At 67.7% G+C, this 20,751-nt stretch carries 2 protein-coding genes (both running past the window's edge); both read right to left on the bottom strand.

Annotated elements, in window-relative coordinates; all coding sequences use genetic code 11:
- A protein-coding gene (locus ACFWF1_RS19175; protein WP_379281189.1) for a non-ribosomal peptide synthase/polyketide synthase crosses the window boundary here: on the bottom strand, nucleotides 1-17,020 show its 5' portion. The gene continues 8,240 nt to the left of window position 1, outside the view; 17,020 of the gene's 25,260 nt are visible here — the first part of the coding sequence; its start codon is at nucleotides 17,018-17,020; its stop codon lies off the left edge, out of view.
- A protein-coding gene (locus ACFWF1_RS19170) for a non-ribosomal peptide synthase/polyketide synthase (RefSeq protein ID WP_379281190.1) crosses the window boundary here: on the bottom strand, nucleotides 17,020-20,751 show its final stretch. It continues 14,022 nt past the right edge of the window; the window shows 3,732 of its 17,754 coding nt (coding positions 14,023-17,754); the start codon falls outside the window, past its right edge; the stop codon is at nucleotides 17,020-17,022. Before ACFWF1_RS19170 ends, ACFWF1_RS19175 begins: the two co-directional genes overlap by 1 nt.

Below are 20,751 nucleotides of genomic sequence, written 5' to 3'. Positions count from 1 at the left end.
CGAGCACCAGGGTGGCGCCGATGCGCAACGGCAGGAAATACCCCCACAGCGATACATCGAAGGTGGTGGCCGTCTTCTGCAGATACACATCCTCGGCAACGAGCCGGTATTCGGACTGCATCCAGGTCATCTGGTTGACGATCGCGGCGTGGGAGACGCTGACGCCCTTGGGTTTTCCGGTGGAGCCGGAGGTGAAGATCACGTACGCCGGGTGCTGCGGGTGGATCGGCGCGATGCGTTCGTGCACGGCGATCGGGTCATCGGCGTATCCGTCGAGCGCGAGGGCGTCCACGCACAAGATCGGACCGGCGTAGTCGATGCTCGCCCGATCGGCCGCGGCGGTGAGCAACGCTGCGGGCCGGGCGGTATCGAGGATGTGCGCAATCCGCCGGGCCGGGTGATCCGGATCGATCGGCACATACGCGCCGCCGGCTTTGAGCACCGCGTACATGGCGACGACCAAGTCCGCCGAACGCCGGATCGCCAACGCCACCAACGATTCCGGGCCGACATTCGCCGCGAGCAGGTGGCGGGCCAGCTGGTTGGTCCTGCGGTCGAGCTCGCCGTAGGTCATCGTCGTCGCGGCCGTGGCATCGTCGGGAACGTAGATCAGCGCCGGATCGTCCGGTGTCGCCGCGGCCTGGGCCTCGAATTCGTCGAGGAGCATTTCGGCGAGGCAAGCGGTGTGCGCGGAGTCGTTCCACTCGGTCACCACCCGATGCAGCTCGCCGGCGCCGAACAGGTCGATGTCGCCGATCACCTGCTCGGGATCCGCGGTGACGGCACCGAGTAGCCGGAGGAATCGGGAGCCGAGGGTCGCGATGGTGCTCTCGTCGAAAAGGTCGGTGGCGTAAGTGAACCGGAGCACGCCGTCGGTCACGGTCAGCTGTAGGTCGAATGGTGTTGTCTCGTAATCCAGCTCGTGCTCAGTGACGGCGACTCCCGCCATATCCAGCTCGACGTGGGCGAGATTCTGGAAGAACAGCGCGATCTGGAAGAGCGGATGCCGCGCCTCGGATCGCACCGGGTCGAGCACCTCGACGAGTCGCTCGAACGGCACGTCCGCGTTGGCGAAGGCGTCGAGGTCGCCGTCCCGCACGCGACGCAGGACCGCGGCGAACGGGTCCGCCCCGGCGACCTGGGCACGCAGCACGAGGGTGTTGACGAACATGCCGACCAGGTCGTCGAGGGCGGCGTCGCCGCGGCCCGCGATCGGTGCGCCGATGGCGATGTCGTCGGTGCCGGACAGCCGCGCCAGCAGGGTGGCGAGCGCGGCGTGCACCACCATGAACGGGGTCGCGTCATAGCGGGCCGACACGGCGGCTATGCCGTCGCGGACCGTGCTGTCCAGCGCGATGGTCGTGCTGGCCGCCCGGTGGGTGGCGACCGCCGGGCGCGGTCGGTCGGTGGGCAGATCGAGCTGTACGGGCAAGGCGCGCAACGCATCCTGCCAGTAGCTCAGTTGGCGGGCAGCGACCGAGTCCGAATCGTCCTCGGCACCCAGGACTTCACGTTGCCACAGCGCGTAATCGGCGTATTGCACCGCCAATTCGGCCCACGCGGGTGTTGTTCTGGTGGCGCGCGCCGCGTATGCGGTGGCGATGTCGCGGGCCAGCGGGGCCATCGAGAAGCCGTCGGCGGCAATGTGATGCACGACCAGGGCGAGCAGGTGCGCACGATCCGTCAAGCGGATCAAGCCGATACGCAACGGCACCGCGCCGGTCACGTCGAACGGCGTAGCGACGAATTCCGGCAGCGATGCGGCCGAATCCAGGGTTTGCAGCGGCGGTACGTGGTCGGCATCGAGAATCCGCTGGTAGCCGGTGCCGTCGATGTCCGGGTAGACGGTGCGCAGCGTTTCATGCCTGCCGACGACATCGGCGATGGCGGCGGCCAGCGTATTCGGGTCGAGGTAGCCGGTGAGCCGGACGACTACCGGGATGTTGTGCACGGTCCCGGTCGGGTCGAAGCGGTTGAGGAACCACATGCGCTGCTGGGCGGGCGACAGCGGCACCGGTTCGGGGCGCGGACGCGCCGTGAGCGGCGGCCGGGTGCCGGTACCGATGTGCCGTCCGGCTCGGGCCGCGAGTCCGGCGACGGTCGGTGCCTCGAACAGCATCCGCACCGGGATCTCGGCGTCGAACGCGGTGCCGAGTCGGGCCGCGACCTGTGTCGCGATCAGGGAGTTGCCGCCGAGGGCGAAGAAGTCGTCGTCCGCGCCGACCTGGTCGAGGCCGAGTAGCTCGCCGATGATGTCGGCGACAGTGCGTTCGGCGTCGGTCGCCGGCGCACGATACGCGGTCGCCTCGATGAGCGGTGCGGGCAGTGCTGCGCGGTCGAGCTTGCCGGACGCGTTGAACGGGAACTCGGCCAGCGACATGATCACCGAGGGCACCATGTACGCGGGCAATTCCGTGCCCAACATGGACCGCACCCGGTTGCTGTCCACCGAATGCCCCTCGGCGGCAATGACGTACGCCACCAACCGGTCCCCGAGCCGGTCATCGGAACGCAGCGCGACAACGGCCTGCGAGATCGAATCCACTGCGGTCAGTGCCGTCTCGATCTCGCCGAGCTCGATGCGCAGACCGCGCAGTTTCACCTGGAAATCGGTGCGGCCCAAGTACTCCAGTTCGCCGTCGACCGTCCACTTCACGAGATCGCCGGTGCGGTACATCCGCTCGCCGAGGACGAAGGGATTGGCGACGAACCGGTCCGCGGTCAGTTCCGGTCGAGCCAGGTAGCCGAGCGCCAGTTGCGCACCGGCGAGATACAGCTCCCCGGGCACCCCGGCGGGTACCGGCCTGGTCCGCGAATCCAGCACCAGCAGTTGGGTATTGAACACCGGACGGCCGATCGGCACGCACACGACATCGGCATCGGTCACCTCGTGAAAAGTGACGTCGACGGTGGCCTCCGTCGGTCCGTACAGGTTGTGCACCCGCGCTCCGATCACCTCACGCGCCCGCTGCGCGGCCAGCGCGGGCAATGCCTCACCGGAGGCGAATACGTTGCGGAGCGTAATGCACTCGTTTGCCCTTCGCTCGAGAATGAACATCGACAACATGGCCGGCACGAAATGGACGGTGGTGACCCGCTCCTCGATGATCAATCGGGCCAGGTAGGCGGGGTCGCGGTGACCACCGGGCCGGGCGACGACGAGGCGCGCGCCAACCTGCAACGGCCAGAAGAATTCCCACACGGAAACGTCGAAGGTGGCCGGTGTCTTCTGCAGCACCACGTCGTCGGCGGACAGCCGGTAGGTGTGCTGCATCCACAGCAGCCGGTTCACGATGGCGGCGTGCGGCACGGCGACACCCTTGGGGCGACCGGTCGAGCCGGAGGTGAAGAGGACGTAGGCGGTGTGGGCCGAGGTCAGCGCGCCGATCCGGTCCGCCGGTGTCAGCGGTGTCGGCGGGTAGCCGGTGAGATCGAGTCGGTCGATCCGGATCTGCTGGGCCGCAAGATCATCCAGGTCCTGTCCGGAGGTGAGCACGCAGACCGGCTTGGCCGTCGCGAGCACGTGGTCGATGCGCTCGGCGGGATGATCGGGATCGAGCGGCACATACGCGCCGCCCGCCACGATGACCGCGTACATGCCGGTTACCAGATCGATCGATCGACGCATACCCAGTGCCACAATCGAATCCGGGCCGACGCCCTGACCGATGAGCCATCGCGCCAGACGATGTACCCGGGCCGCGAAGTCCGCATACGACAGACTGGTCCCTTCGAAGGTGAGCGCGATCGCCTCCGGCGTCCTCACCACCTGGGCCTCGAACAGGGAGACCAGGGTGTGTTCGGCAGCTACGGGATGCGCCGTGTCGTTCCAGCGTTCGAGCACGAGCGCACGTTCCGTGGCGTCCAGGAGTTCGATGTCGCCGAGCCGCACGGACGGGGTCGTCACCACGGTTTGGAGCACTCGCACGAACCTTGCCGCGAACGACTCGACGGTGCAGCGATCGAAAAGGTCTGTCGCGTAGCGCATCACGGCGCGCAGCGCGGTACCCGCGTCGGCGCTGTATTCGGTGAGTTCGAGGGCCAGATCGAATTGTGCGACCTGGCTGCCCATCGGGTAGGCCGACACCTCGAGCCCCGGCAGCCGCAGCACTGTGTCGTCGCGATGCTCGTAGGTGAGCAGTGTTTGCACGATCGAAGAATGCGACTGCGCGCGTGCCGGATTCAGTTCTTCCACGAGCCGCTCGAAGGGCAGCTCGGCGTGCGCGAACGCGCGCACATCGGTATCGCGGACGTCCCTCAGTAGTTCGGCGAACGACATACCGGGGGCCACTCGGGAGCGCAGCACGAGCGTGTTCACGAACATGCCGACCAGGTCGTCCAATGCCGCCTCGGACCGCCCTGCGATCGGGGTTCCGACAGCCACGTCGTCCACTCGGGCAAGCCGGGCCAGCACCGTCACGAAGGCGGCGTGAATGACCATGAACGACGAAACACCTTGTCTACCCGCCAGATCCGAGACCGCCTCAGTCAGCGCGGCGGACACCGTGAATTCGACAGCGGCACCGCGTCCGGAGGACACCGGCGGGCGCGGGCGGTCGGCGGCCAGTTCGAGAACCGGGGCGAGCCCGGCGAGTTCCGTTCGCCAGTGCGTGATCTGCGCGGCCAGCAGCGAATTCGGGTCGTCGGCCGCGCCGAGCACCTCGTGCTGCCACAGGGTGAAGTCGGCGTACTGGACCGGCAGCGGACGCCATTGCGGGGCGGCACCCGTCGTCCGTGCGGTGTAGGCCACCATGAGATCCCGGGCGAGCGGTGCGGTCGAGACACCGTCCGCGGCGATGTGATGCACCACGACGACCAGCACATGGTTGCCCGGCGAGACGCGGAACAGGCTTGCGCGCGTCGGCATCTCGGTGCGCAGATCGAAGCCGAAGGCGGTCACCGCCAGTACCGATGAGGCGAGCTCTGCTTCGCTCACGTCGACGGGGTGCAGGTCGAGCTCGGCTACTTCGTCGACGGCGTGCACTACCTGCGTGGGGCCTGCCTGGTCCGACGGGAATACGGTGCGCAGCGATTCGTGCCGGCCGATGACATCGCCCAGGGCTGCCCGCAGTGCGTCCGTGTCCAGTGTTCCGGTGAGCCTGATGGTGATCGGGATGTTATAGACGGCCGATCCCGGGTCGAGGCGATTCAACAGCCACATCCGAGTCTGCGCGAGTGACAAAGGAATACGAGCCGGTCGCTCGCGAACTGTTAGCACCGGGCGTGAGACGTCAGCGGCACCCCGGGTGGAATGCACGATCCGCGTGGCGAGTTCGGCCACCGTCGGCGCCTCGAACACCGTACGCACCGTCAACGCGCAACCGAATGTCGCATTGGCCCTGGCGACGAGCCGCATGGCGAGCAGCGAGTTGCCGCCTCGGGCGAAGAAGTCGTCGTCCGCGCCCATCCGGCTGTCCGCCACACCGACCAGGTCCGTGATCAACGCGACGAGCACCGACTCGACACCTTCGCGCGGGGCGCGGAACTCGGTGGCAGCGCCGCTGAATTCGACGGCGGGCAGCGCCGCGCGGTCCAGCTTGCCTGCCGTGGTCAACGGCATCTCGTCCAGCACGATCAGGTGCGCGGGAACCATGTACGCGGGCAACCTATCCCGCGTCTGGGTGAGTACCGTGTCGGGAGCCAGGTCGCTACCGGTGACGTAGCCGACCAGGCACTCATATCCGGCGGCATCCCGAGCGAGCAGCACAGCGGCATTCGTCACGCCTGCGGCCCCCGCCAGCACCGACTCGATCTCGCCGAGCTCGATCCGCTGACCGCGCAGCTTGATCTGGAAATCGTTGCGGCCCAGGTAAACCAGATCGCCGTCGCGGTTCCAGCGCACCAGGTCGCCGGTGCGATACATCAGCCGTCCCGGTACGCCGAACGGATCGGCGGTGAACCGCTCCGCTGTCAGCCCTGGACGTCCCTGGTAACCGCGAGCCAACTGGTCGCCCGCCAGGTACAGCTCGCCGGTGACCCCGATCGGCACGGGGCGCAGCCGCGAGTCCAGCACGTACGCGCGGGTGTTCCAGCAGGGACGGCCGATCGCCAGTTCCCTCCCGGAGTCGACGTCGGCCTCGGTGAACTCGTGGAAGACGGCCGAGATCGCCGCCTCCGTCGGCCCGTAGGCGTTGTGCACCGCACCGTCGAAGGTAGCTCGCAGCGAGGCGAGCAGATCCGGGGTGAGCGCCTCACCGCCGCAGTGCAGGTGCCGGAACGACCGCAACGCGTCGCCCATGCCCTCACCGATCAGCGCGGCGAGCACCGACGGCACATACTCGGCGATGGTGATGTGTTGCGTGCGAATGAGATCCGCGAGGTACGCCAGCTCGAGATGCCCGCTGGGACGAGCGATCACCAGTGGCGCGCCGACCGCGATCGCCAGGAAGCATTCCCACACCGACACGTCGAAGGTCAGCGGCGCACGCTGCAGGATGCGGTCGGCGGCGGTTACCTCGTACCGGAATTCCAGCCAGCGCAGCTGATTCATGATGGCGCGATGGGTGACGGCAATGCCCTTCGGGCGGCCGGTGGAGCCGGAGGTGAACAGCACGTACGCCGTATTATCTTGTCGCAGCGTCACTCTCCGCTCCGCATTGGTGACAGGAGCGTCGGACAGGTCGTCTAGGACGAGGTCGGCGATCTCGACCACCTGGACGCCGTCCAGTCGCGGTAGCACCGCACCGCCGACTGTCAGCACCAATGCCGGTGCGGCGCCGTCGATGACCTGGGCGATGCGGTCGGCGGGGTGAGCTGGATCGATCGGCAGATAGGCACCACCCGCACGCACGATCGCGAACATCGCGACGAGCATGTCCACGGACCGCAGTGCCGCCAGGCCCACGATCGTCTCCGGGCCGACACCCGCCGTAATCAACCAGCGGGCAAGGCGATTCACCCGCGACGCGAGCACGGCGTACGTCACCGAGAGACCCTCGTAGTACACGCCGACATCGTCAGGACTTGCCGCGGCCCGCGTGCTGAGCAGGTCGTCGAGTGTCTCCGGTGGCAGCGCTCGGGCGGTGGCGTTGCGATCGCACAGCAGCAGGCCGCGTTCGGCGACCGACATCAGGTCGACATTCCCGACCAGCGTGCGAGGGTCGCGCACCATCGCCCGCAAAGCCCGCTCGAAGGCGGCGAGAAAGCCGAGCACGGTGTGTTCATCGAACAGGTCGAGCGCGTAATGCAGATGGATGTCGATGCCGGCCGGCCCACCGTCCGCGTCGTAACGGTCGGTCAGCGTCCAGTCCAGGTCCAGCTGGATCGGTGCCGGGCCCACCTCGAGTGCGGCGATGTTCAGCCGGTGCAGTTGGAAGTCCGGCTCCGCCTGGTTCTGCAGGGTGAGCGCGACCTGATACAGCGGCGAGTGTGCCTGCGAGCGGACCGGATTCAGCGCGTCGACGAGTTGCTCGAACGGCACCATCGCATGGTCGAAGGCGGCGAGGTCGGTCGCGCGGACGGCCGCCAGCAACTCGGCCAGGGTCGCGTCCGGCCGCGACTCGGTGCGCAGCACCAAGGTGTTGACGAACATGCCTACGAGATCGTCGAGTGCCGCGTCTCCTCGGCCCGCGACGGGCGCTCCGATCACGATGTCGGTGGTCGCGGCGTAGCGGCTCAGCACGACCGTCAGTGCGGCGTGCAACACCATGAACGGCGTCACCCGGTGCGCCGTAGCCAGGTCTTGAATCTCTCGATGCAGCACCGGATCCAACCGGCCGGTAATGGCGCCACCGCGGTTGGTGGCGACCGCGGGCCGTGGCCGGTCCGACGGCAATGTCAGCACCTCGGGGAGGCCCGCGAGTTCATCTGTCCAGAACCGCAACTGACGCGACAGCACCGAGCGTGGGTCTTCGGCCGAGCCGAGTGCGGTGCGCTGCCAGACCGCGAAGTCGGCGTACTGCACCGGGAGCGGACTCCACGCCGGGATCGTGTCCGCGCATCGGGCGACGTACGCGGCAGCCAGGTCGCGCGTCAGCGGCGCGAAAGACCAGCCGTCGGCGGCGATGTGGTGCACGACGAACAGCAGGATGTGCACGCGCCGCACCGCTCGGCTGCCCTGCAATATCGACGGCTCGCCATCGTCCAAGCGCAGCAACCGAACACGCAGCGGGACTTCCGCCGTGACATCGAACCCGCTCGACGCCGCGTTGGCGATGAGGTCGGGCAGCTCGCCCGAGCGCACCGGGCGGGCCACCAGATCGATGAGCTTCGTTTCGGCGGGCAGCACCACCTGTGTTGCGGCACCGTCGTGTTCGGGGTAGATCGTGCGCAGCGTCTCGTGCCGGGCGATGACGTCGACGATGGCCGCTTCCAGCGCGGTGACGTTCAGCGCGCCGGTGAGCCGCAGCGCGAAGGGAATGTTGTAGCCGCTGCTCGTGGTGTCGAACCGGTTGAGGAACCACATGCGCTGCTGGGCGATCGACAGCGGGATCGGGTCAGGGCGTTCCGGTGCCGTGAGCGGCGGCAAGGCAGCGGATTCGGTGTCGGCCGGGCGGTCTGCCGCGAGCCGCCAGGCCAGCTCGCGCACGGTGGACGCGTCGAAGATCATGCGTACCGGGACCTCGGTGCCGGTGGCCTTCCCGAGGCGGGCGGCGAGTTGGGTGGCGATCAGTGAGTTTCCGCCGAGTGCGAAGAAGTCGTCATTCGCGCCGGCTCGGTCGGTGCCGAGCAGAGCGATAAATGTCTCGGCCACAAGCGATTCCGTTGGGCCGGTGGGTTCCTGGAATTCCGTGGACGGTGCGACGGGCGCAGGCAAGGCTTTTCGGTCCAGCTTGCCGGAGGCATTCACCGGGAGACGGTCAAGTGTGACGAAGGCGTGCGGCACCATGTATCCCGGTAGTCGCGTAGCCAATTCGGCACGTAGCTCGTCGATCTCGATCGGACCGGCCGCCACCAGGTAAGCCACCAGGTGATCGCCGATCCCGTGGTCGTCCCGGACAAGGACAACCGCTTGGCCGACAGCAGGCGTGGCCACCAGCGCCGACTCGATCTCGCCCAGCTCGATCCGCAGGCCGCGGACCTTCACCTGGAAGTCGGCGCGGCCCAAGAACTCCAGCTCTCCGGCAGCGGTCCAGGCGACCAGATCGCCGGTGCGGTACATCCGGCCGCCTGCCGGATCGAACGGGTCGGCCACAAACCGAGCACCGGTCAACTCCGTCCGTCCCCAATAACCGCGAGCCAACTGCGCGCCCGCCAGATACAGCTCGCCGGGCACACCCGCCGGCACGGGCCGCAGTCGCGCGTCGAGCACATACGTCCGGGTGTTCCAGACCGGTGCGCCCATCGGCACCGTGCGGGTATCGGCGTCGGTGACCTCGTGGAATGTCACCTCGACCGCGGCCTCGGTGGGTCCGTAGCCGTTGTGCACCCGTGCGCCGGTCAGCGCGCGCATCCGCTGAGCTGTCGCGGCAGGCAGCGCCTCGCCGGAACAGAACACCTCGCGCAGCGTGGGCACCTCGACCTTGTCCGTGACAAACACCGACAGCATCGACGGCACGAAGTGCGCCACGGTCACGCCTTCCCGGCGCATCAGCTCCGCCAGGTAGGCCGGGTCTCGATGGCCGTCCGGCTCGGCCAGGACCAGCCGCGCGCCGACCTGCAACGGCCAGAAGAACTCCGGCACCGACACATCGAAGGTGGCCGGCGTCTTCTGCAGCAGCACATCGTCGGCACCGAGCGCGACATACGCCGACTGCATCCACCGCAGCCGATTCACGATGCCGGCGTGACTCATCGCCACGCCCTTCGGCTGCCCGGTCGAGCCGGACGTGAAGAGGACGTACGCGATATTCGCGGCACGCAGCGGTGCCCGCCGGTCGGCGTCGGTCAGCGGCTCATCCGAGTAGCCGGACAGGTCCAGCCGATCGATTCGCTCATGCGCTACACCGGAATTCAGGTCGACGCCTGCGGTGAGCACACAGACCGGTGCCGCGTTGTCGAGAATGTGTGCCGTGCGGTCGGCCGGATGATCCGGATCCAGCGGCAGGTATCCGCCGCCCGCAGTGATCACCGCATACATGCCGACTACCAGGTCGAGCGACCTCCACATACCCAGCGCCACAACCGAATCCGGGCCGACGCCTTGCCCGACGAGCCAGCGGGCCAACCGATTCACTCGGTTCGCAAACTCGGCGTACGACAGACTCGTCCCCTCGAAAGTGAGGGCGGTAGCTGCTGGAGTGCGGGCTGCTTGATCGGCGAATAGCGAAGCGAGTGTGCAGTTCTCGTCCACATTTTGCGTTGTTGCGTTCCACCGCCGCAGTACGAGCTCGCGTTCATGGTCGGCGAGCAGCTCGATATCACCGATCGTCACCTCCGAGTCCACCGCCACCGCGGTGAGCATTCGCAGGAAACGGGCGACGAACGATTCGATGGTCGCCGCGTCGAACAGATCGGTGGCATAACGCAGGCTGGTCGTCAGGCCGGCGCCGTCGCGACGCTCGCCGACCACCAGGTGCAGGTCGAATTTGGCTCCGCTGTCCTCGATCTCGACCGGCTCTATCGCCAGCCATGGCACCTCCACCGCGCCGGTACGTAGCGCAGGCTGTGTCTCGCCGAAGCTGAGCATCACTTGGAACAGCGGATGGGCACCGGCGCCGCGATCGACGGCCATGGCGTCGACCAAACGCTCGAACGGCAGGTCGGCATTGGCGAACGCGGCCAGATCGGCATCCCGTACCCGGCGAACCAGTTCACTGAACGAGACGTCCGCAGCGACCGGTGTGCGCAGCACGAGCGTATTGACGAACATGCCGATGAGAGCGTCCAGTTCGCGTTCGCCACGACCGCCGGTGGGTGCGCCGATCACGATGTCGTCGCTACCGCTCAGCCGCGCCAACGTGGCCGCGAACGCGGCGTGCAGCACCATGAACAGGGTCGCGCCGGTGCGCTGCGCGATGACGCGCAGGCTCGCGACTACTGCGGCCTCGACCGTGAAATCCACCGCCGCTCCGCGGTTCGACGGCACCGCCGGTCGTGGCCGGTCGGTCGGCAGGGTGATCTGCGCCGGTGCGCCATCGAGGACATCGCGCCAGAATCGCAGCTGCTGATAGGCCGGATCGCCCGGAACGTCCGCCGCACCGAGCAATTCCCGATGCCACAGGCTGTAGTCCGCGTACTGCACCGGAAGGTCGGCCCAGTCCGGCGCATGCCCGATCAGCCGGGCGAGGTAGGCCCGGACCAGATCGGTGACCAAGGGCGGCATCGACAGGGCGTCGGCGGCAATGTGGTGAACCACGAACACCAGTACGTACTCATCGCCGACGACACCGGGTGCGTCGTCGGCTCGGTCGATCAGTAAAAGTGCTACACGCGAGGGCAATTCGGCCGTGACATCGAATCCGGCTCGAGCGATCGCCGTGACAGCCGACGCCACCGAGGCCCGCGCGACCGGCATCGGCTCGAGCGAGAGGCCGACGTCCCCGCCGTCCAGAATCAACTGATAGGGACCCGAATCGGTATCGGGATACAGGGTGCGCAGCGACTCGTGCCTGACCAGCACATCCAGCACGGCCCGCGACAGCGCGGCGACATCGAGGCGACCGGTGAGCCGGAGCACGACCGGCAGGTTGTAGACGCTGGTCGACCCATCCTGGGTCTCCACCCGGTTGAGGAACCACAGCCGTTGCTGCGCAGGCGAAAGCGGCACTCGCTCGGGCCGAGTCCGTCGCGTCAGCGCGGGCCGGGGCTCCCCCTCAGTGCTCAATGCGGCTACGGCGGCGGCGAAGCCGTCGACGGTGGCGGCTTCGAACAAGGCCCGCAACGGAACTCGCACGCCGATGGCCTCGCCCACCCGCGCGGTCACCTGAGTGGCATCCAGCGAGCTGCCGCCGAGCGCGAAGAAGTCGTCGTCCAGACCGACCCGGTGGACGCGGAGCACCTCGGCGAACACCGAGGCGACCAGGCGTTGCGCGGCGTCGACGGGAGCACGGAACCGCTCGACTTCGAGCACCGGGACAGGCAGTGCCGCACGGTCCAGCTTGCCACTGCTACCCAACGGGAACTCGGTGAGCTCTACGAGCGCGGTCGGCACCATATAAGCGGGAAGACGCTGCGCCAAAATGGCTTTGAGAGCAGCCGAATCCAGCTCGGCACCTGGCGTCCGGACTAGATAGCCTGCGAGGTAGTCGCCGGACGCACCGGTGACGAGTCGCGCCGCCGCCTGGTTCACCTCGGGCGCTGCCAGCAACGCCGTCTCGATCTCCGCCAGTTCGATGCGCTGGCCACGAAACTTCACCTGGAAGTCGGTGCGGCCCAGATAAACCAGCTCACCATCCTGGCTCCACCGCACCAGATCGCCGGTCCGGTACATGCGTTCGCCGGTGTTCCCGAACGGATTCGCGAGGAAGCGATCCGCAGTGAGGTCCACCCGGCCGTGATAGCCGCGAGCCAACTGGTTGCCGCCCAGGTACAGCTCCCCCGGCACGCCGATCGCGACCGGTCGCAGGCGGACATCCAGCACGTACACCTGGGAGTTCCACTCCGGCTCACCGATCGGCACGACCGTGGTGTCCTCGGCGGTCACCTCGCGGTAGGTGATCGACACGGCTGCCTCGGTGGGGCCGTACAGGTTGTGCAGACCGGCGTCGCTCACCGCTCGGAACGCGGCCGCCGTCTCCGGTGCGAGCGCCTCACCGATGACGAAAACATCTCGGAGCGAATCGAGTTCGCCCGATGCGGCGTGTGCGGCGAAGACGGACAGCATGGCAGGCACGAAGTCGGTCAGCGTGACGCCGTGGCGGGCAATCGTTTCCGCGAGATAGCGCGGATCGCGATGGCCTTCCGGTGCGGCGAGCAGCAGCGTGGCACCCGCGCGCAACGGCAGGAAGTAGCCCCAGAGCGAGACGTCGAAAGTCGTTGCCGTCTTCTGCAGATAGACATCACCGGTGCGTGGACGGTATTCGGCGTGCATCCACGCCAACTGGTTCGCGATGGCGCGATGGCTGACCGACACGCCCTTCGGCTTGCCGGTCGAGCCTGACGTGAAGAGGACATAGGCGGGATGTTCCGGATGCAGCAGGGTACGGCGCTCGCGGTCGCCGATCTTGGCAGCCGAGTACACCGACAGGTCGAGCTCATCCACATGGTGGACGCGCACTGTGTCGGGAACTGTTGCGGGGAGGGTGAATCCAGCAGTTCGCGTGGTGAGTACCGACTGCGGCCGTGCGGTATCGAGAATGTGCCCGATCCGCTCGGCCGGATGCGTGGGATCCACCGGCACATAGGCGCCACCCGCCCGTGCGACCGCATACATGGCGACGACCAGTTCGATCGAGCGCGGCATCGCCAGCACCACGAGGGATTCCGGGCCGACACCGGAGTCGATGAGCATTCTGGCCATGCGGTTGGCCTGATCGGAAAGTTCGGTGTAAGTCAGATTCAACGAATCGGTCGCCAGGGCAACGGCATTCGGAGTACGGCGCACCTGGTTGTCGAATCCCTCGTGCAGGAAGCGGTCGGCGACCTTGTGGCCGCTGGCATTCCAGCTCGCGGTGACGTAGTCGAGTTCACCCGCGTCGAGCAGGGCGACATCGCCGACCGGCGCCTCCGGTTCGGCCACCGCCGCACGCAGCAACCGGAGGAACTTGGCCGCGAACTCACGCACAGTCGGCGCGTCGAACAGATCGGTCGCATAGGTGAATTCGGCGCGGTACTCCGAGTCGTGTTCCGAGATCGTGAGCTGCAGATCGAATTTCGCGAATCCGGGGTCGAAGTCGACCAACTCGGTGCCGAGATCCGGCAACTCCGGGGTGACCGGTCCGAGGTTCTGCATGAACAGCGCCACCTGGAACAGCGGATGCCTGGCCTGGGATCGTGCCGGATTCAGCACCTCGACCAGTCGCTCGAACGGGATGTCCACGTGGGCGAACGCGCGCAGGTCGCGGTCGCGAGCGTGCGCGATCAACTCGGCGAAGGTGGCCGCGCCCTGGACCTCCGTGCGCAATACGAGGGTGTTCACGAACATGCCGACGAGGTCGTCCAGCGCCGCATCGCCGCGGCCCGCCACCGGCGTGCCGATCGCGATGTCGGTGGTGCCCGACAGCCGGGCCAGCAGCGCGGCCAGCGCGGCGTGCAGGACCATGAACGGCGTTGCGTGACACCGGGCGGCCACGTCGTCGATCGCGGCCCGCAGCGCGGCGTCGAGGCGGAACTCGTATGTGGCGCCACGATAGGTGGCCCGCGCCGGTCGCGGCCGGTCAGCGGGCAGCTCCAATTGTGCGGGCAGGCCGGACACTTCGGCATGCCAGAACGCCAACTGCCGGGCCGCGACCGAATCGAGGTCGGCCTCGTCGCCCAGGACCCGCTGCTGCCAGAGCGCGTAGTCCGCGTATTGCACCGCAAGCGGGGTCCACCCGGGCGGGCGCCCAGCGCGCCGGGCAGCGTATGCGGTGCCGAGGTCGCGCACCAGTGGGCCGAGCGAGACACCATCGGCGGCGATGTGATGGACGACGAGCACCAGCGTGTGATCCGCCGGCCCACAACGCAACAGGCGCACGCGGACCGGAATCTCCTCGGCGACATCGAAACCCTGGGCGGCGACCACGCGGACCGCAGCCGCAAGCTTGTGCGCGGGCACCTCGGACGGTGTCAGGTCGAACACCGCGTGCACCCGGCGGATCAGTTGCGCGGGTCCGGCCACCGTCTGCGGGTAGACGGTGCGCAGGACTTCGTGGCGCGCAACAAGATCGGTGATGGCCGCGGAAAGAGCGGGTACGTCGAGCTCGCCACGGAGCCGCAGCGCCACCGGAATGTTGTCCACAGCGGCGGTGTCGAATTCGCGGGCCGACTCCGCGTCGGTGCCGAATCGGTTCAGGAACCACATGCGCCGCTGCGGCGGCGACAGCGGAATGTGCTCCGGCCGCGGTCCCGCCGCCAACGGCGGGCGGTCGATACCAGGCGCCGACAGGGCCGCGACCGCAGCCGCCGTCGGCCGGTCGAAGAAGTCACGGACATCGATCGTGACACCGAGCGCGGCGGAAATACGGGCGATGGCTCTGGCCGCGATGAGCGAATTCCCGCCGAGGGCAAAGAAATCGTCCTCGGTACCGGCGTGGTCGAGACCGAGCAACTCGGCGAAGATCTCGGCGACCGCCGCCTCGGCGGCCGTCTCCGGCGCACGGTATGTAGCGGCGCCGGAACCGAATTCGGGTTCCGGCAAGGCACGTCGATCCAGCTTTCCGTTGGCGTTCAACGGCATAGCCGCCAGCACCATGACCTGCGACGGCACCAGGTACTCCGGTAGTTCCCGCCGCATGGACCTCAGCAGCGCAGCGGGGTCGATCGTGCCGCTGCCCACCACATAGCCGACGAGATGATCGCCGTTGTGCTGCCGGTGCACCGTGACCGCCGCCTGGGTCACCCGTGGCTGCCGCAGCAGTGCCGCCTCGACCTCGCCCAGCTCGATCCGCAATCCGTGCACTTTCACCTGGAAGTCGGTGCGGCCCAGGTATTCCAGTTCATCCGGCCCGCCGCCGCTGTCGCGCACCCAGCGCACCAGATCACCGGTGCGGTACATCCGCTCACCCGCAGGCCCATCCGGGCTGGCGACGAACCGCTCGGCCGTCAGGCCGGAGCGGGCGACGTAGCCGCGTGCCAGCTGCACACCGGCGAGGTAGAGCTCACCCACCACACCGGTGGGCACCGGGCGCAGATTGTCGTCCAGCACCTTCAGATCGGTGTCGTCCGCGGCTGTCCCGATCGGCACGCTCAGCACGTCCGCGGCGGTTACCTCGTGCGCGGTCACGTCGACCGCGGCCTCGGTGGGGCCGTACAGGTTGTGCAGCGTCGCGCCGCTGATATCGCGGAAGGCCGCGGCGGTCGCGGCCGGAAGTGCCTCGCCCGAAGCGAAGACCAAGCGCAGCGATTCCACTGCGGCCGGTGCCCCCGGTTCGCCGGCGAACACCGCGAGCATCGAGGGCACGAAATGGGCTACGGTGACCCGGCTTTCAGCGATGACCTCGGCGAGGTAAGCGGGTGCGCGATGCCCGTCCGGCGCCGCGATCACCAGCCGGGCACCGATCTGCAACGGCCAGAAGAACTCCCACACCGAGACGTCGAAGGTGAAGGGCGTCTTCTGCAGCACGACATCGTCCGCCCGCAGCCGATACAGCCGCTGCCGCCAGCGCAGATTCGCCAGAATCGAGCGATGCGAGACGGCAACCCCCTTGGGGCGGCCGGTCGAACCGGAGGTGAAGATCACGTACGCGATGTTGTCCGCGGACAACCGCGGCAAGGATTCGTCGGCAGTCGGCGATTCGGATACGAAGCCACGGCATTCATCGATGCGAAGCGCGCGAGTCGCGCCGAGCTCCGGCTGATCGCGCGTCGTGGTGAGCACCAGGACCGGCCGGGCGACCTCGACTAGGTAGGCGATGCGCTCGGCAGGATGGTCGGGATCGATCGGTACGTACGCGCCACCCACCTTCAGGATCGCGTACATGCCGATCAGCAGGTCGAACGAGCGGCGAACAGCCAGTCCGACCAAGACGTCCGGGCCGACACCGAGCGAGACCAAGCGATAGGCAAGCGCATTCGCCCTGCCGTCGAACTCGGCATAGGTCAGCGTGTCGCCCGCGCAGTCGAGCGCCACCGCGTCCGGGGTGCGCCGCACCTGTTGCTCGAATTCGCTGACCAGCGTCTCGACGGGCGCGAGGTCGATGGGCAGCACCTGCCGGGCCGCGGCGAGCGCATCGTCCAGCAGTTCGATCAGCACCGCACCCAGTGCCCCATCGGCCGATTCCAATAGCGCGGGCAGCTGACTCGACACCACGACCTGCACCAAGGAGTCCGTACCGAGGCCATCGCCCATGGCCTCGGCCAGCACCGACAATTCGGCAGCGAGTATCTCGTAGGTGACGGTCACGTCGTTGTGGCGCAGCGCGACTCGCCCCGGTGCCAGCTCGGCGACGGTCTCGATCAGCCAGGGCAGGTCACCTACTCCGTAGGCACGACGCAGTGCGGGACCATCGAGCCCTGACCTGGAGCCGAGTCCATCGGGTGTGACCGAATCTAGGTGGGACATCAGCTGTTTCCTTCCGAATCGACTACCGCCGCCGAATCGGCGAGCACCGCACGCACCTCGGCCAGCAGGGTCCGCAGCAGCGCCGCGAGACCGCCACCACCGAGGGCGGCGAGAATGCCGGGCACCAGCCCAGCGAGCGAGACATTGATCAGGGCTTCCGGTTTCGCCGCGGCACCCATCGCCCTGGCGACCACCGTCAGCTTCGCGTCGAGTTCGCGATAGGAGATGGTCCGATCGCCGTGGGTGAATGCGATCGCGTCCGGTACGGCGCGGGCCGCCGCGGCGATGAGCGAAGGCAGGTCGGCAGGGGCAGGCAGCGGTTGTCGTTCCGACTCGGAGCGGATATCGATCGAGCGGATCGCGGTCGCGGGGTCGGCGGCGACCGCGGCCAACACCCGCAGCAGCCGTGCCGCGAAGGAGCGGACTGTCACGGCGTCGAAAATGTCTGTCGCGTAACCGAACCGCATGTTCAGCCCGGTTCGTGCGCGGTCGGTGCCGAACCGCTCGACAGCGGTGAGCTGAAGATCGAATTTCGCCTCGTCGAGGCTCAGGTCGAGCGCCTCGACGTCGAGGCCGGGTAGCGCGACGGTGCCGTTCGGCATGTTCTGGAAGGTGAACAGCACCTGGAACAGCGGTGAGTAGGCACCGGATCTGGGGCGGCCGACTGCTTCGACCACTTGCTCGAAGGGGACATCCGCGTGCGAGAGGGCCGCCAGGTCCCGCTCCCTCGCTCGGCACAGCAGGTCGTGGAAGGCGGCGCGTGGGTCGACGTCGGTGCGCAGCACCACCGTGTTGACGAACATTCCGATCATGTCGTCGAGTTCGCGTGCTCCCCGTCCGGCGACCGGGATTCCGATGGTGATGTCGTTCGTTCCGGCCAGTTTGGCGAGCAATACCGCGAACGCGGCGTGGAGCACGGTGAACAACGTGGTGTGGTGCGCCCGCGCGAGGGCGTCCAACCGGGCGGTGAGTTCGGCGTCGACGTCGAATTCGATGGTCGCGCCGCGCGTGTCGCGGCGGCCGGGCCGCGGTCGATCGGTCGGCACCGCGATCAGCTCGGGGGCGCCAGCCAATTCCCTTGTCCAATAGGCGAGTTGGCGCGATGCCAGGCTGTCCGGATCCTGCTCGGAGCCGAGTAGGTCCCGCTGCCAACTGCTGTAGTCCGTGTACTGGATGTCCAGCGGTACCCAGCCGGGTGTCCGACCTGCCGATCGAGCAACGTAGGCGCGCACCAGGTCCCGAATCATCGGTGCCACCGAGTACCCGTCGGAACTGATGTGGTGTAGCACGACGACGAGCACGTATTCAGCGGTATCCACTGCGAACAGCGCAGCTCGCACCGGTGGCGTCACCGTGATATCGAAAGGAGCGCCGACGAATTCGCTGATACGGGTGGTGTGGTCTACCTTCGGCACCGCTATCGGGGTGAGATCGACAGACAGCTCGGCGACCGGGACTATCTCCTGCACCGGCCCGTCCACAGTGTCCGGGTATCTGGTGCGCAGCGCCTCGTGGCGGTCGAGGATGTCCAGGATCGCCGCAGTCAACGCGGCGACGTTCAACGCACCGGTGAGACGCAGCGCCATCGGGATGTGGTAAGCCGCCGAATCCGGTGCCAGCCGGTTGACCACCCACATCCGTTGCTGTGCAGGCGACAACGCCGCAGGCCCGGGGTCGGTTCGCCGCACCGGCACGGGACGAGCGCCGGTGCCGTCCACAGCCGCGAGGTGCTCGGCGAGCCCGCCGATCGTCGGTTCCTCGAAGACCGCGGACACCGGCACCAGGATGCCCAGCGCCGCGCTCAGCCTGGCGGCTAAGCGCGTGGCCATCAGCGAATTGCCGCCCATGGCGAAGAAGTGGTCGTCGAGTCCGGCGGTCGCGGTGCCGATCACGTCGCCGAAGGTCGCCGCGACCACCTTCTCCAGCTCCGTCGTGGGAGCACGGAACGCCGTCTCGGCGAACACCGGCTCCGGCAGCCGCGCGCGATCGACTTTGCCATTCGCGGTGAGCGGCAATGCTTCCAGCACCACGACCGCGGCGGGAACCATGTACACGGGCAACTCAGCCGCGAGAGCGCTTCGCAATCCGGCCCCGAGGTCAGGTGAATCTGCTTCGGACACAGCGACGTACGCGATGAGCCGAACACCGGCGCGCTCATCATCCCTGGCCACCGCGACCGCCGCCCGCACCCCCGGCTGCCGTCGCAGCGCGGTCTCGACTTCGCCGAGCTCGATCCGGAATCCACCGATCTGCACCTGGAAGTCGGCGCGCTCCAGGTACTCGAGCGTGCCATCCGCCCGCCAGCGCACGATGTCACCGGTCCGGTACATCCGGCCGCTCGCGTGCGGGTCGGCTACGAACCGATCCGCGGTCAGCCCCGGTCGGGTCTGATAGCCGCGGGCCAACTGCGTACCCGCCAAATACAATTCACCCGGAACGCCGACCGGCACCGGCCGAAGCCGCGAGTCGAGCACGTATACCCGACTGTTCCAAACAGGCGAGCCGATCGGCACCGTGTGCAATGGATCGGTGTCCACCTCGAAGGCGGTAATCGATACCGCGGTCTCGGTCGGGCCGTAGAGATTGAACAGTCGCGCCGACGTGCGGCGACGGAACTCGAGCGCGGTGGCCGGTGGCAGCGCCTCGCCGATGGCAAGCACCTTGTTCAGGGGAATCGGCAGCGAAACAGCCGACAGCAGCATGCCGATCAGCGAGGGCACCGCGTACAGGACGGTGACGCGATGGCGCTCGATCAGGGCACGTAGCTGAACCGGATCTCGTTCGGCGCCTGGCTCGGTGACGATCAGGCGGCCACCGGTCACCAGCGGAGACCAGAACTCCCAGACGGACAGGTCGAAGGTGGCCGGGGTCTTCAGCAAAACGCGGTCGGCCGGGCCCAGTGCGAAATAGGCGCGCAGCCAGGCGAGTTGGTGCACGATCGCCGAGTGCGGGACGGTGACGCCCTTGGGCAGGCCGGTCGAGCCGGAGGTGAAGATGACGTAGGCCGGATGATCGGGGCGCAGTGGACGGATCCGCGTCGCGTCGTCGATCGCTGTCGCCGCCAAGCCGGTGAGGTCGAGACGATCGACTTCCAGGGTGGGAACCGATGTTTCGATCGGCAGACCGGCACCGGCAGTGGTGAGAATTGCCACGGGCGCCGCGGTATCTACGGTGTAGATAATGCGGTCCACGGGGTGGTCGGGATCGATGGGAACGTAGGCGCCGCCAGCGCGGATCACGGCGTACATCGCGACGACCAGGTCGATGGAACGCCGCATCGCGAGCACCGTCGTCGTCTCCGGGCCGACGCCGCAGGCGATCAACTTGCGCGCCAGCCGATTCACCCGCGCGTCGAATTCCGCGTAGGTGAGCTGGTGCTCGGTCACGGCGTCGATCAGTGCTACCGCCCGCGGCGTCCGCGCGACCTGCGCATCGATCAGATCCGCCAGCGTCACCGACGCGACCGGGTGCGCGGTGCGGTTCCACTGCTGGAGTACCTGTTCTCGTTCGGCACCCAGCACATCGATGTCACCGACGACGACTTCCGGCCGGGCAACCACAGATTCGAGCACCCGTAGCAGTCGTGCGGCGATCCGGTCGGCGGTGTGCGGCTCGAACAAGTCCGTCGCGTAACCGAGTGCCAGGTCGAGGCCTTCGGGGGTGCCGTCGGAAGCGTACTGATCGACGGCGAACAGATGCAGATCGAATTGGGCGACCTCGCTGTCGAATTC

Source organism: Nocardia sp. NPDC060255, from assembly GCF_042727395.1.
Taxonomy (GTDB): domain Bacteria; phylum Actinomycetota; class Actinomycetes; order Mycobacteriales; family Mycobacteriaceae; genus Nocardia.
Note: the sequence above shows the minus strand (reverse complement) of the source record. Positions and strands in the feature narration are given on the sequence as shown.